Annotated in this window: 15 protein-coding genes and 1 other annotated feature; of the genes, 10 read left to right on the top strand and 5 right to left on the bottom strand. The window is 29.2% G+C overall.

The annotated features are described in order from the left end of the window. On the top strand, positions 1–295 hold a 295-nt coding region (locus tag KPL54_RS19310), incomplete at its 5' end, for a winged helix-turn-helix transcriptional regulator (RefSeq protein WP_216108140.1). Positions 296–516: 221 nt separating this feature from the next. Here KPL54_RS19310 and KPL54_RS19305 read toward each other — a convergent pair. After that, the gene (locus tag KPL54_RS19305) at positions 517–1,173 is read right to left on the bottom strand and encodes a flavodoxin family protein (RefSeq protein WP_216108139.1); all 657 of its coding nucleotides are present in this window, start codon (positions 1,171–1,173) and stop codon (positions 517–519) included. Between the two features lie 259 nt (positions 1,174–1,432). Between KPL54_RS19305 and KPL54_RS19300 the strand changes: the two genes are divergently transcribed. Beyond that, positions 1,433–1,981 carry a helix-turn-helix domain-containing protein gene (locus KPL54_RS19300; RefSeq protein WP_216108138.1) on the top strand — a complete coding sequence of 183 codons (549 nt, stop codon included), beginning with the start codon at positions 1,433–1,435 and terminating at the stop codon, positions 1,979–1,981. A 560-nt stretch (positions 1,982–2,541) separates the two neighbouring features. Here the strand turns inward: KPL54_RS19300 and KPL54_RS19295 are convergent. Then, positions 2,542–2,892, bottom strand: a complete 351-nt coding sequence (locus tag KPL54_RS19295) for a hypothetical protein (RefSeq protein WP_216108137.1) — start codon at positions 2,890–2,892, stop codon at positions 2,542–2,544. A gap of 237 nt (positions 2,893–3,129) precedes the next feature. On the opposite strand from KPL54_RS19295, the gene KPL54_RS19290 reads away from it, so the two are divergent. From KPL54_RS19290 to KPL54_RS19275, 4 genes are all read left to right on the top strand, one after another. Then, entirely contained in the window at positions 3,130–3,348 is a 219-nt protein-coding gene (locus KPL54_RS19290) for a hypothetical protein (RefSeq protein ID WP_216108136.1), read from the top strand. Positions 3,349–3,549: 201 nt separating this feature from the next. Further along, the gene (locus KPL54_RS19285; protein ID WP_216108135.1) at positions 3,550–4,113 is read left to right on the top strand and encodes a DUF6609 family protein; all 564 of its coding nucleotides are present in this window, start codon (positions 3,550–3,552) and stop codon (positions 4,111–4,113) included. Between the two features lie 97 nt (positions 4,114–4,210). Continuing rightward, the gene (locus KPL54_RS19280) at positions 4,211–4,876 is read left to right on the top strand and encodes a DUF998 domain-containing protein (protein WP_253203586.1); all 666 of its coding nucleotides are present in this window, start codon (positions 4,211–4,213) and stop codon (positions 4,874–4,876) included. A gap of 131 nt (positions 4,877–5,007) precedes the next feature. Next, positions 5,008–5,406 carry a hypothetical protein gene (locus tag KPL54_RS19275; RefSeq protein WP_216108134.1) on the top strand — a complete coding sequence of 133 codons (399 nt, stop codon included), beginning with the start codon at positions 5,008–5,010 and terminating at the stop codon, positions 5,404–5,406. A 236-nt stretch (positions 5,407–5,642) separates the two neighbouring features. Here the strand turns inward: KPL54_RS19275 and KPL54_RS19270 are convergent, their stop codons facing one another. The 3 genes from KPL54_RS19270 to KPL54_RS19260 form a co-directional block, all read right to left on the bottom strand. Then, positions 5,643–5,963, bottom strand: coding sequence for a DUF6442 family protein (locus tag KPL54_RS19270; protein WP_216108133.1), 321 nt, complete (start codon positions 5,961–5,963; stop codon positions 5,643–5,645). Between the two features lie 35 nt (positions 5,964–5,998). Continuing rightward, entirely contained in the window at positions 5,999–6,208 is a 210-nt protein-coding gene (locus tag KPL54_RS19265) for a helix-turn-helix transcriptional regulator (RefSeq protein ID WP_151553675.1), read from the bottom strand. A gap of 670 nt (positions 6,209–6,878) precedes the next feature. Continuing rightward, complete coding sequence (locus tag KPL54_RS19260; protein ID WP_216108132.1) at positions 6,879–7,229, bottom strand: hypothetical protein; 351 nt, start codon at positions 7,227–7,229, stop codon at positions 6,879–6,881. 373 nt (positions 7,230–7,602) lie between these two features. Between KPL54_RS19260 and KPL54_RS19255 the strand changes: the two genes are divergently transcribed. The 4 genes from KPL54_RS19255 (at position 7,603) to lysS (ending at position 13,271) form a co-directional block, all read left to right on the top strand. Next, a complete protein-coding gene (locus tag KPL54_RS19255) occupies positions 7,603–8,676 on the top strand; it encodes a DUF1835 domain-containing protein (protein ID WP_216108131.1) in 1,074 nt (357 codons plus the stop codon). Positions 8,677–8,678: 2 nt separating this feature from the next. Next, complete coding sequence (locus KPL54_RS19250; protein WP_216108130.1) at positions 8,679–9,707, top strand: DUF1835 domain-containing protein; 1,029 nt, start codon at positions 8,679–8,681, stop codon at positions 9,705–9,707. Positions 9,708–9,970: 263 nt separating this feature from the next. Continuing rightward, complete coding sequence (locus tag KPL54_RS19245) at positions 9,971–11,218, top strand: radical SAM protein (RefSeq protein ID WP_216108129.1); 1,248 nt, start codon at positions 9,971–9,973, stop codon at positions 11,216–11,218. A 197-nt stretch (positions 11,219–11,415) separates the two neighbouring features. Beyond that, positions 11,416–11,677: a binding site (T-box leader), on the top strand. A gap of 73 nt (positions 11,678–11,750) precedes the next feature. Next, entirely contained in the window at positions 11,751–13,271 is a 1,521-nt protein-coding gene (gene lysS / locus KPL54_RS19240) for a lysine--tRNA ligase (RefSeq protein ID WP_216108128.1), read from the top strand. Positions 13,272–13,459: the final 188 nt, after the last annotated feature.

Below are 13,459 nucleotides of genomic sequence, written 5' to 3'. Positions count from 1 at the left end.
GATTATTGGGCAAAAGTGGAAATTGCCTATTATGTGGTACTTATTTGATAATAATTTCACTAGATATAATGAATTAAAACGAAAAGTTAAAGGTATTACTAATATGATGCTTACAAAATCTTTAAAGGAATTGGTAGAACATAATCTTATTGTTAGAATCCAATATGAAGTGATTCCTCCTAAAGTTGAATATGCTCTAACAGAAAGAGGTAAATCGCTACTTCCTGCATTGAATGAATTGTCTATATGGGGCGAAGAACAACTTAAACTTGATAAGTCGAAATCAAATTTTTAAACGCTTCTTATTTACTTTAATACGCAATCTTCTTTTATGTCGACATAATTCCCCCCTATCATTAGATGTGGGTGGAATTATATTAAAGCTGTTAAAATCTTCATAATCTATAATATATTGAAGAGTCTTATAGTTACTAAGATTGAATGTATATTGTCATTGAGGCAGGTATTATAGGTAGAGGTGAATAAAGAATAATTGTTCCGTCTATTTCACCTGCTTTATTCTAAGATTGTGTGTTTAACAAATCTTACTCCCATATTAAATGCGTTTTTACAATCTTTTGGGAACTGATCTTCTCTAACTTGTGCTTTTTTCTTTTCATCAAAACTTGTTACAACATATTTTGAGTAATCATTAAACTGATATGTGTCATTGACAATCAATGATTCAAAAGATCCAAAAAGTCTTTCCATAGCATTTTCTACAAATGAAAGTCCTTGTTCATATCCCACCGCTTTCATTTGCTCATTATTTACATTCATGGTATAGATAAATCCAGTTGGTATTTTCTTTCCATAAAGGCTTGAATAGGATGCATCATATACTAAATATGGGAACATAAATCTTTCTATAAAAGACCTCATTTCTCCAGTAACTGCTCCAAAATATATGGGAGACCCCAAAATAATGGCATCAGCATCTGCAAGCTTTTCAAGAATAGGTGTTAAATCATCTTTGACAGCACACTTACCATAACTTTTACCATCTTTAAGTTTACAGGCAAAACAACTTATACACCCTTTGTAATTTTGATCATAAAGCTGAATAAGCTCTGTTTCAGCTCCTTGTGAAGCTGCACCTTCAAGTGCTCTATTTAGAAGAGTAGCAGTATTTTTATCTTTTCTTGGACTACCGTTAATTGCTATTACTTTCATTTATATTTCCTCCAATTATATTTGATAGTATAATATTATATAATAGTGTTATTATTTGCAAGTACATGCCTATTAGTATTATAGTACCTATTTTCATACTAATAGTTTAAGTTGATATAACACGAACTTTTAACGTTTTTTCATACAGTTTATGAACAACGCAAATACAAGTTGCGGATTTGCAATTGTAGATTGGTGTTATTTTAGTGTAGAACGTATTATACTTTACACATAATAACAAATGAGGGGGTAGAAAGTCATGGGTTTTGCAGAAAATTTAAAATCACTTAGGCAAGAAAGACATATTTCACAGGAAGAATTATCCGAAATAGTTGGAGTAAGTCGTCAAGCAGTTTCTAAATGGGAACAGGGAAGTGGCTATCCAGAAATGGAAAAATTGCTTGTTTTATCTAAAAAGCTTAATATATCTTTAGACTATTTGATGTTAGGGGAGATAAAGCCCACTGAAAACAATAAAACTTTATCCAATGATATAATTATACCAACGGGGAAAATTACTATTAAATCATATGATGGAAAATCAATTGTTAATTGCTATAAAGTTTTAGCGTCACATGTAATGTACAAAGCAAAAGACGATGAGCCTAAATATTGGTTGATTGGTGTTAATAGCGGAGCGTTTTGGGGAGAAAAATCAATTATACTTGGTTGGTATGTTGATGAAGAAAAGATAAAAAAGGAAATGGATGAAATTGCAGAATCAATAAAAAATGGTGTACCAGCATATGAATTAAAATATGCAGTAAAAGTTAAGAATAAAATGTTAAGAGTAAAAATAGATGAATAGTACTGAATATGACGATTGGCGATTCCGCTTGGATGGATCAGAAAAATAATGCCGTTCAATCTGTGGTTTAGTATGCCGTTCAACATCATATTCCGGTAGGAGCAATCTGCAATGCTGTCAATTTCATGGCAGAGAATGGATATTTGGATGATATCAGACATTCAGGCAACACTTTAGAGTTTATGAAGTCACAATCACCCCACTACAAGGGCGATTGCAATTTTGTTGAAACCCAAGCAATTTGAGATTCTGATATAATAACTGCAAATGGTACGGCTTCTTTAGAATTAGCAAGAGAAATTATGTTGTATTTGAATCTTAAACCTGTAGAAAAAATTGACGAATGGTATAAGTTTAATAAGTTAGGGTTCTATCAGAAATAAAAAATAAGGGTTCGTTTGAAAGACTATATATGTGAATCAAATAAGATACTCCCCCTTCCACCATGGGTAACAAATCCTGCTGCAGTGTAGTAGGATTTGTTACCGTTCTAATGTTAATATCTGAAATTAACACGAATCTTGCCGTACCCTATATCAAAAAAATCTTAATTATCTTTCTTAATGTTGTAATTCTTTTTCCTTGTTAGTTATTGTTAAGTCCTTATAAACAAATATAATAGTAATAACACACCCTAATACAGCAAAGCCCACAAAGAAAACTTCATTATTTGTAAGCTTTTCTATAATAGGCATTCCTACAAGAAAATAAGCCATAATTATAGGGTATACTAATTTTCGCAGTTTTTGAGTTTTTATAAATTCAAAGGTGCTACTAATAATTAGAAGCAGTGTAAATATTGATAACATGGCTGTTGGTAATTTCATTTGCATAAACATCATTATACATCCAGCCACACCAATAGCAAATAAAAGTATTTCTATTATCATTGTTATTGATTTGAATTTCATAAATAACATCTCCATCCTAAAGCATTATTTAATATATATGATGGTATAAATAATGTATTCTTAAATTTCAACAACATTTTTAAACATTGCCTAAATTTAAAATCCATTTATTTTGATGCTTTACTCATTTTAAAAAAATTGTAAATATACTCAATTTATAGTATTTATGGTATAGTTAAATATATATTTTATGATGTATTTGTAAAAAAATGACTTCATAGTAGGGGGAAGAGGAGTATGTTAGACAAAGTAAAATCATTGCCACACAAGATAATAAAAAGAATGATTGCATTTATAATAATATTTATTGTATTGGGCACTTCAACTTATTTCTTTGACTATGTTATTAGACCATTAAAAGTAGATTTGCTTAGAGAATTGGCTATCTCTTTTGGTATGGCTTTTGGCATCTCTTTTGCTGATATAATATTTTTTAAAAAAAGGGACAACCATTAATGGAGCTATAGAGATTGCTCAAAGCATTGAATATGTTTGGAATTGTGACAGAAGCAACGATTTATTCGCTAAATGAGTATAAACTTTAAAATTAAATATTTTGGATACAGTATTTTTTTCTTCACAAGTAAACCTATATTATTATTCGAAATTGTAATCTATAACAGACTTACTTAATATTAAATAGGGGGAAATTACAATATGGAAGTACTTTTTTCGAAAATTGGATATAGTAAAGGACAAAAATTAACATTTCTTAATAAACGTCTCTGTGGACTTTGGTTAATTTGGATTGGATTCATAATTATCTTTGGTACAATTATTGGTGGCAAATATGTCTTAAATCCATTTATATTTGGCATTGGCTATGTACTTGGCATGAGTATTATGTTTCATAGTACACTGCTTAAAAAGAAATTTTCTTATGGTCAAAACACAAAGTTCCAAACAAATATGGGGAATATATCAATAATATCAATGTTTGTACTTATGTCTCTGTTTTCAGGTCGATATTTTGCAACAAATAACTTTAGACTAATATGGCTTGGAGCATTATTGGCAACTGGTATTCATTTTATACCATTTTCATTTGTCCACGGAAAGCTTTCATTATTCCTATCAATTCCTTTAATAATAAATGCGTTAATAGGGATGATTGATTTAAATATAAGTTTTTATTATTTAGGAATTATAGATGGATTAATTAAAGTTTTATTTGGAGTTATTTTTTTTATGTCTATAAGACCAAAAGAAATTATTGAGTAAGTTATGACAGTATTTTAGCATCCATTACGGTAATACTGTTTTTTTAGTTAAAAACCTTGTTATGTAATAATAAGCTAATATCGGGAGGGTATAACCAATGAAAAAAATCGAAAAAATATCTATGCCACTGGGGATGGTTGGTGTAGTTGGATATATGCTGCATACTATTATTGGGAACTTACTATGGAAAGAATATAATCCGATTACAACAGATATTAGTTCTCTAACGGCAGTTGGTGCTCCAAATGCTGTTATCCTTATTTTTTTTACAAGCGTATATGGTATTTGCACAACTTTATTTGTGGCAGGACTTATCATTAAATCTTTTAGAAAATATCACTTGGTAACACGAGTAGGATATGTTGTGATGATGATTATGCAGATTGTTTCCATGGTTGGATATCGCCTTTTTCCATTGACTGGTGATAAAATGGTTATGAATTTTCAAAATAGGATGCACATCGCAGTAACAATTGTGGTGGTGTTCACTACAATTGCATCTGGTTTTATACTTGCAGTTGGATACTTAAAGCAAGAAAAAATGAAAAAACTCGGAAGGTTTGTTTTAATAATGTCCATTGTTATAACACTAACAGGAGCAACTAATCCCATAGGAATGGGTATGAAACTTAATATTTTAGGATTAACAGAGCGATTAGTTATTTACTCCTTACAACTTATGATGTTTACACTATCTTATTATTACACTTTCAATAAAGATGAAAAAAGTTATTTGAATATAAAAACTAAATGTACGATTTAATATAAAAGATTACATTCGTAAAAACAGCATAAATCTTTGCTATATAAGGGCTTATAGTAGATTTAACTAAAGCCTTTTTCTTATTGTATATTTGAATGTATTGTTTTATCTAGAAAAAAAGGGGAATAATTATGAAAAAGAAAAAGTTACAAATATTTGGTTGGGTGTTTATCATGTTCTGTATGATGATAGGTGGTTTTTGGGGTATATATATTGGGGGTAATGACCCTATTGAATATGTTATGCCTATTATAGGGGGGTTAGCATTAGGAAGTGTCGTAACTTTGATTTTATATAAGTGGAATAAAAAAAGAAATGGTAATGTTCCAGATGTTGATGAACGAACTCTGCTACTTTTGAGACGTTATCTTATGATTGTACTTTACGGTGTTCTTTTTGGTAGCGGGGCTATTTTACTTGTTTTATATTCAATGGGTGTTCATTCTATTGAAACTGGTATGTTGATTGTATATATGATGGTATTATATATATTAATTGGGGTTGGAGCTATTATAACAAAATGTTTATAAACATTTTGTTATAATTGTTGAAATAGTAAATATTTATGAGATTTACTACAACATTAAAAAATAGTGAATGTAACACAAATGAAATTGAATTACTTTCAGATTGAGGCTATTAGGAATTTAAAGAGAATTATAAATATGTTTTAGTTATAGTAAATACGGTATGATTGAATATATTTTATCTCAATTGGCACTGTGCTACTATCAATCATAAGTTGCCTTTGAATTTTATCCATGGACTATCCGACTCCATTAATAAAGAAATCTAATAAAAATATAATAGAGGCAAACAACATCATAACGCCTGTAACTAAATATAGCTTCTTTTCTGTTTTATTTTTATACTTATAAAGAGAAGCAATTGCAATTTCAATACCAATAATTGCCATCAAATCATTGTGTGGCATTTTATGATACATTTTCCATAGTGTAACAAATAGTAATATGAAGGTTCCTATTGATTCTGCATAGTTTTCTGCTTTATTTTTAACTTGCTTAGTTCTTTCGTCTTCCCATAAATTTTCACGTTTGCTTTTTTCTAAAATTTCTTCTTTATTCATGATTAAATTACCTTCCTTTACTATTGTTCATTAGTCTACTCAAAGTAAAATAAATCTTCAAATTTTTTATCTAATGCAATGCAAAATATTAATGCTAATTTTGCAGTCGGATTAAATTGTCCTGTTTCTATTGAACTAATTGTTTGTCTGGAAACGCCAACCATTTCAGCTAAATCTCCTTGGGATAGATTATTCTCTGCTCTAGCTATTTTAAGTTTGTTTTTTAATATTAATTCTTCCTTCATAAAGTCACACTTCCTTAATTGTTGTAAAAACAATGATCATTAAAGGTTCAAGAGAAACAACAATGCTAAAATATAATATATCACTATTTAGCCCTTATGACAAGTTATATTGTCAAATATATAATATAACTTGTCATTATTATAAAAGATATCTATGATTTTCTTTTGTTATAGGGGTACGGCAACTAACACAAAGACTGAAATGGAGAAGTGTATTATCGTCAAGATTGATAGATTATTAGGAATTATAAGTGTCCTTGCTAATAGGTCCATGATTACAGTACAAGAATTAGCGGAAAGGTTTTAATTTTCCACAATTTGGATACTGTAAGCGTGTCGTATTTGAATCTTAAACCTGTAGAAAAAATTGATTATATAATAAGAAACATTGCATTAATGTCAGTGATTGTCGCTATTTTTGCTTTTTTATTGACAGTTGTTATGAAAAATTTCTTAAACTAAGAATGTAACAATGATGTGTCCCCTAATGATGCTATATAGAATATATTTCACTAGAGGTATAAAATATTAAATAGCCACAAATCGGATATTACTTACTTCCGACATGTGGCTATTTAATGCTGCTCCGCTTATAGTCAATAGCTTTGCAAATTCAACTAAATCTATTTCTCTATTTTTTAACGTATCAAAAAAATCTTAATTATCTTTCTTAATGTGATAATTCTTTTTCCTTGTTAGTTATTATTAAGTCCTTATAAACAAATATAATAGTAATAACACACCCCAACACAGCAAAGCCCGCAAAGAAAACTTCATTATTTGTAAGCTTTTCTATAATAGGCATTCCTATAAAAAAATAAGTTATAATTAGAGGGTATACTAATTTTCGCAGTTTTTGAGTTTTTATAAATTCGAAGGTGCTACTAATAATCAAAAGCATTGTAATTATTGATAACATGGCTGTTGGTAATTTCATTTGCATAAACATCATTATACATCCAGCCACACCAACAGCAAATAAAAGTATTTCTATTATCATTGTTATTGATTTGAATTTCATAAAGAACATCTCCATCCTAAAGCATTATTTAATATATATGATGGTATAAGTAATGTATTCTTAAATTTCAACAACATTTTTAAACATTGCCTAAATTTAAAATCCATTTATTTTGATGCTTTACTCATTTTAAAAAAATTGTAAATATACTCTATTTATAGTAATTATGTTATAGTTAAATATATAATTTATGACGAACTTGTAAAAAATGAGGCATTAAGGGTGGTGATGCTATTGGATTTTTTCCCTTAGCTTATAGATGGATTAAAATAAACAAGCTTCAGAATGTTCGTATATTGTTCATCAACAAGAGTGTAAATATAATCCTTAGAAATAGTCACTTTATAAGTAATTTTTTAACAGGAGGATAACTATGAATAAGATAATCAACATATGTTTTTCACAAAGTGCAGGAGCAACTTTAAAACATGCTATTAGTACCAAGGAACTTCATGATAATGAAAAAGTTATAGTTTTTTTTGATGACCTTTCACAGGGAGCTATAAAGGGCGGAGTAAATATTGAGGAAAGAATTAATTGGTATAATATTATTGAGAGAGCAGATCCATTAAATTTATTTACTGATTCTGATACCGAGGAGTTAAAAGAAAATTATAATGCGTTTCATGATGAAATTTCTAAGATAGATAGTAGTGATACTTTATACATCTGGTATGGATCTAGCCAAGAGTTCTGTGGAATGCTATATACCTTAGAATTTTTAAAAGGTCGGAAGCTAAATACATATATAATAGATATAAAAGATACAGTTATTAAACATAAAGTTATTAAACATAAAGAGACTGTATTCCAAGCTAATAATCTGGGAGAAATCATACCAGAAAACATAGAAAAATATGCTGCTGCAAAAAGAAAGCTGAATTCAAATGAATATAAACAATTTCTTGATGCCTGGGAATCTTTAAAAAAGGATGACTCTATATTGCGTGTTCTTAAGGATGGAAAGGTAAAAAGCGTAGCTGAAAATTATTTTGATATAGATATACTAAAATATACCCCAAAGGAATTTAGAAAATCAGCTAGAATTGTGGGCAATATGGTAGGTAATAGCAAAAATAAAATTTCGGATGAGTATATATTTTGGAGAATAAAAGAACTAATTAAAGCAGGAAAAATAGAATGCAACGGCAAGTTTGGATTCATAATAATGGAAATAAAAATAACACAAGAAGGATTGAAATATCTTAGTACTGACAAAGATGCAATGAAGATATGGGAAGAGTATAAAAAAGAATCAGATCAAGAACAAGAGATGAAAAATAAATATAGAGAAAAAGGTAGAATGGAAGAAAAAATAGCTATAGCCCAAAATTTAAAAGATGTATTAGATATAGAGACTATAGCGGATAAAACAGGTTTAAGTGTAGAGCAAGTTAAATCATCAGCTTCAAGATATTATCGGTGTGCAAACTTGAAAGGGGTATGACAATGAATAATATAGTTAATATATGTTTTTCAGAAAGTGCAGGAGGAAAATTTAGAGTTGCTATTAGGATGAATGAACTGGATAGCCAGCAAAAGGTTATAGTTCTTTCTGATGATCTTTCACATGGGCCTATAAAGGGTGAAGTGAACATTGAAGAAAGAATTAATTGGGGGAGTATAGTTGATGAAGAGGAGTATTTTGAGAATTATGGTGCAGATGACTTAAAGGAAAATTATAATACATTTTACAATGAAATTTCTAAAATAAATGACAAGGATACTTTATACTTATGGTACGGTTCCAGTCAAGAGTTTTGTGGAATGTTATATGCCTTAGAACTTTTAAAGGATAGGAATTTAAATATATATTTAATAAATGCAACAGATACAATAGTAAAAGATAAAGACAATGTGTATTTAGCTAGAGATGCTGGAGATGTTGTACCTCAATATATAGACAAATATACCAGTTTAAAGCAAAAACTGAACTCAAATAAATATAAACAACTTCTTGATACTTGGGAATTATTAAAAAAGGATAACTCTATATTGCGTGTTTTCAAAAATGAACAAATAAAGAGTGTAGACGAAAATTACTTTGATATAGATGTGTTAAAATATACCCCAAAGGAATTTAGAAAATCAGCTAGTATTGTGGGGTCTATAATCGAAAACAGTGCGGTAGCAATTTCTCATGATTATGTATTTTGGAGAGTGAAAGAATTAGTTAAGTGTGGAAAAATTGATTACACATGCTCACAAGTATGCTACGGTACATTTGAGATCATGGTAATGGAAATAAAGATAACAAAAGAAGGATTAAAGCAGTTAAATACCGATCAAAAGGCTATGAGTGTTTGGGAAAACAGTAAAGAATCTTTAGATTACGAAGAATATATGATAAATGAATATATAAAAGAAGGTAGGTTAGAAGAAAAAATAAGTATAGCTAAAAAGTTAAAGGATATATTAGATTCAAAAATCATAGCAGATAAAACAGGCTTAACTATAGGACAAGTTAAAAACTTATGATTAAGCAATATATTTCTAGTAGTTAAGGCACAACTGTTATTTATTGCTTAGTTAAATTTAACTAAATGCTTAACAACCTATATATAGCTTAAAACAAGTGCATTAATAAAACAATTAAATAAAACAGCTAAAAATTTAAAATATAAGAAAGCTTTATCATGAGTTAGAAAATAAAAGGAAACTATTATTATTTATAGAACTATATTTTACAATTAAAATTACGGTAAAATCTATCTGAATTATGTGTAAAGGAGTATGAAACCATGATAACAAGTATTTTAAGAGTGCTTCTTACAAGATCATTTAAACCTTTAATGTTTACATCTAACGTTGATTATAAAATGGAATTTGATTCAAATGAAATAGGAATATATGTACATATACCATTTTGTAAGACATTATGTCCCTTTTGCCCTTATAATAAAATTAAATATGATGAAAGTATGATAAACCCATATAAAACTGCATTAATTGATGAAATAAATATGGTAGGAAGACTATATGAAGGTAAGAAAGTTATAACAAGTGTATATTTTGGAGGAGGTAGCCCTGCACTTATGCTTAATGAGCTTGGTGAAATTATCACTGCTTTAAAAAAAAACTTTAATATAAATAGTTCTATTGGTATAGAACTACACCCCGGCGATATTACTAAAGAAAGCTTATTCAAAATTAAAAGCATTGGATTTGATATGGTTAGTATCGGTATACAATCTTTTCAATTAGAATGTCTTAATACCCTAGGTAGAGAATATATTGATGGTGCAGAAAAAGTAAGATTGGCAAAAGCAGCTGGATTTAATACTATAGATGTTGATTTGATTTTTGGTATAGCAAATCAAGGGGAAGATATTTTAAGAAAGGATTTTTTAATGGCCTTTGAATTAGGGGCCACTCAAGTGTCTACATATCCATTTATTGATTTTTCATATGCCAATAATATAAGAAAACCTTTAGGAAAAGAAGAAAAAAAGCGACTTCTAAATTGTTTGGAGAAAACTAGTGTTGAGATAGGGTGTGATCGAACAGCTGTTTGGACTTTTGCTAAAAAAGGCACCTCGCGTTATTCATCTATTACCAGAGATGCCTTTATTGGGTTTGGACCTAGTGCGACTTCACTAACAAAGGAATTTTTAAAATTAAATACTTTTTCAGTAGAGGAGTATATCAAGTGTGTAAATAATGGCAAAATACCTACAGCCATGACAATGAAGTTTAGCGAGAGAAATCGAGCTCTTTATTGGTTGTTTTGGAATGCATATACTTTAAAATTTAATAATGATGAATTCAAAAAGTTATTTGGTGTAAATCTAGAGAAAATGTTTAAAATTGAATTAAGAATTGGTATTGCATTAAGATTACTTACTAAAGTGGAAAATAGCTATATTCTAACTAAAAAAGGAACTTATTTCTATCATTTATTAGAACAAAAATATACAAATCGCTATATAGATAAATCGTGGAGGGAAGCAAGAGAAAATCCTTGGCCAAATGAAATACGGCTATATTAATTTTTATAAATAACTCTACTATTTTAGGATTATATAATTTTTTTGTTATGCCTTATCTTACAATTATGAACTAAATCATTTACTTAAGTATATTAAATAGGTTGGTGTTTAATATATTAAACCTCACATCACGAGGGGGTTTGTTCTTCAGAAAGTTATATTTTTACTTGACGTCTAATTGTATAGTTGTTAAAATTAATAAAACGTTGAAGAGAAGAGTAAATAAATAAATTTTTTTAAAGAGAACTCCCATTGGTGAGAAGGAGCAAAGAAGAATTTATTGAAAAAGGCCTCTGAGTTTCACATTGAGCTTAATTGATTAGGGGTAGGTGTTGACGGGTACTCCCGTTATAGGGTTAGAGTATAAGGTATATAAATAACCGTACTTGAAAAGGTTAATATGGTAATATATTAATAAACTGGGGTGGTACCACGAAGTCGCTAACTTTCGTCCCCAAGACTATTGTCTTGGGGGTGAGAGCTTTTTTATTTTGGTGATTTATATGTAAAAATATGAAAGGTGGTATCCGATATGTATAAAAATTATACTGAAATTAATGCTTTAAAGGAAATAATGCCAGATGCAAACGAAGTGATAGTTGAGAAAATTAAGAAATTAAATTTATTGATAGAAAGAGGTATAAACCCATATCCATATTCCTATAATAACGTAACTCATTCAAGTTTTATAATAGATAACTTTAATACTGTAAGCGGTGAAGATACATTTAGAGTTGCTGGCAGAATAATGTTTTTAAGAAGAATGGGAAATGCTACGTTTCTAAATATTAAAGATCAATCAGGAAACATTCAGATATTTGTAAGTAAAAGCAATATAGGAATAGAAAAATATAGTCTGATAAAATTAATTGATGTTGGAGATTTAATTGGTGTACAAGGCACAGTTTTTAAAACTAAAACAGAGGAAATAACATTAAGAATGGCTGATTTAACTATTCTTTCTAAAGCAATTAGGCCTTTACCTGAAAAATTCCATGGTATCCAGGATATAGATTTAAGGCAAAGACACCGTTCTTTAGATATGATTATGAATAATGATGTTAAAGAAAGATTTATTAATAGATCAAAGGCTATATCGGCTTTAAGAGAATTTATGAATGAAAAAGAATTTATAGAAGTAGCTACACCAATTCTTGATACTAAATATGGTGGAGGAGAGGCAAAACCATTTACTACTAAGGTAAATTCAATGAATACTGAGGTATACATGAATGTATCTCCTGAACTTTATTTAAAGAGGCTAATGGTTGGAGGAATAGAAAGAGTTTATACAATAGCACGATCATTTAGAAATGAAGGAATTGATAAAACCCATTATCCTGAATTCACATTATTTGAGTGTTATATGGCTTACGTAGATTACAATGACATGATGAATTTGATGGAAAATCTATTTGAATATGTTTTTAATAAAGTTAATGAGACATCTAAAGTGGTTTATGATGGTACTGAAATAGATTTTAAAGCACCTTGGAAGAGGGAAAAAATGTGCGATTTAGTCAGAAATCATACTGGTATTGATGTTGAAGTTTTAGGCAAAGAGATAATCGTTGATTCTATAAAGGAAAAAGGTTTGTTAAAAACAAGTCAAGACGAAGGTCTCAATATTATTGAAGCATCTAAAGGTGAATTGATTATTGCTCTTTTTGATGAATATTGTGTGCAAGATTTAATTCAGCCAACATTTGTAATTGATTTTCCAATGGATTCTTCTCCACTATGCAAGATTCATAGGGATAATCCAGAGTTAATTGAAAGATTTGAACCATATGCTTATGGAATAGAGCTTGGGAATGCGTATTCTGAACTTAATGATTCATTGAGACAGAGAGTATTATTGAATGAACAAGCAAATAAATTAAGAGCAGGACTTGCAACTGCAAGTCCTATGGATGAAGAATTTGCAGTTGCAATTGATACAGGTATGCCACCAGCAGGAGGATTAGGTATTGGTATAGATCGAATGATAATGTTTTTAACTGGTGCAACGTCTATTAAAGAGGTAATTGCTTTTCCACTTGTTAAAAGATAGGTTATATATCTACATTTAAAATGAATTTAATATAATAAATGTTATTTTGAACCAAAAGAAAAGACCATCTGGAGCCCAGATGGTCTTTTCTTTATAATTTAGAATGATAGATATAGTAGCCTCAATCTCAATGTAACTCAATTGGTATTGTGTTACTTTCAGCGTAAAAAGTCCTCTAGAAAGATTTC

Origin of the sequence: Clostridium estertheticum, from assembly GCF_018861295.1 — a bacterium.
Taxonomy (GTDB): domain Bacteria; phylum Bacillota; class Clostridia; order Clostridiales; family Clostridiaceae; genus Clostridium_AD; species Clostridium_AD estertheticum_D.
Note: the sequence above shows the minus strand (reverse complement) of the source record. Positions and strands in the feature narration are given on the sequence as shown.

What these genes read in the sequence shown, in the direction of transcription:
- KPL54_RS19305 (WP_216108139.1), bottom strand. Translation starts at nt 1,173, where the DNA reads ATGAAAGTAATAGCAATTAACGGTAGTCCAAGAAAAGATAAAAATACT.
- KPL54_RS19300 (WP_216108138.1), top strand. Translation starts at nt 1,433, where the DNA reads ATGGGTTTTGCAGAAAATTTAAAATCACTTAGGCAAGAAAGACATATT.
- KPL54_RS19295 (WP_216108137.1), bottom strand. Translation starts at nt 2,892, where the DNA reads ATGAAATTCAAATCAATAACAATGATAATAGAAATACTTTTATTTGCT.
- KPL54_RS19290 (WP_216108136.1), top strand. Translation starts at nt 3,130, where the DNA reads ATGTTAGACAAAGTAAAATCATTGCCACACAAGATAATAAAAAGAATG.
- KPL54_RS19285 (WP_216108135.1), top strand. Translation starts at nt 3,550, where the DNA reads ATGGAAGTACTTTTTTCGAAAATTGGATATAGTAAAGGACAAAAATTA.
- KPL54_RS19280 (WP_253203586.1), top strand. Translation starts at nt 4,211, where the DNA reads ATGAAAAAAATCGAAAAAATATCTATGCCACTGGGGATGGTTGGTGTA.
- KPL54_RS19275 (WP_216108134.1), top strand. Translation starts at nt 5,008, where the DNA reads ATGAAAAAGAAAAAGTTACAAATATTTGGTTGGGTGTTTATCATGTTC.
- KPL54_RS19270 (WP_216108133.1), bottom strand. Translation starts at nt 5,963, where the DNA reads ATGAATAAAGAAGAAATTTTAGAAAAAAGCAAACGTGAAAATTTATGG.
- KPL54_RS19265 (WP_151553675.1), bottom strand. Translation starts at nt 6,208, where the DNA reads ATGAAGGAAGAATTAATATTAAAAAACAAACTTAAAATAGCTAGAGCA.
- KPL54_RS19260 (WP_216108132.1), bottom strand. Translation starts at nt 7,229, where the DNA reads ATGAAATTCAAATCAATAACAATGATAATAGAAATACTTTTATTTGCT.
- KPL54_RS19255 (WP_216108131.1), top strand. Translation starts at nt 7,603, where the DNA reads ATGAATAAGATAATCAACATATGTTTTTCACAAAGTGCAGGAGCAACT.
- KPL54_RS19250 (WP_216108130.1), top strand. Translation starts at nt 8,679, where the DNA reads ATGAATAATATAGTTAATATATGTTTTTCAGAAAGTGCAGGAGGAAAA.
- KPL54_RS19245 (WP_216108129.1), top strand. Translation starts at nt 9,971, where the DNA reads ATGATAACAAGTATTTTAAGAGTGCTTCTTACAAGATCATTTAAACCT.
- lysS (WP_216108128.1), top strand. Translation starts at nt 11,751, where the DNA reads ATGTATAAAAATTATACTGAAATTAATGCTTTAAAGGAAATAATGCCA.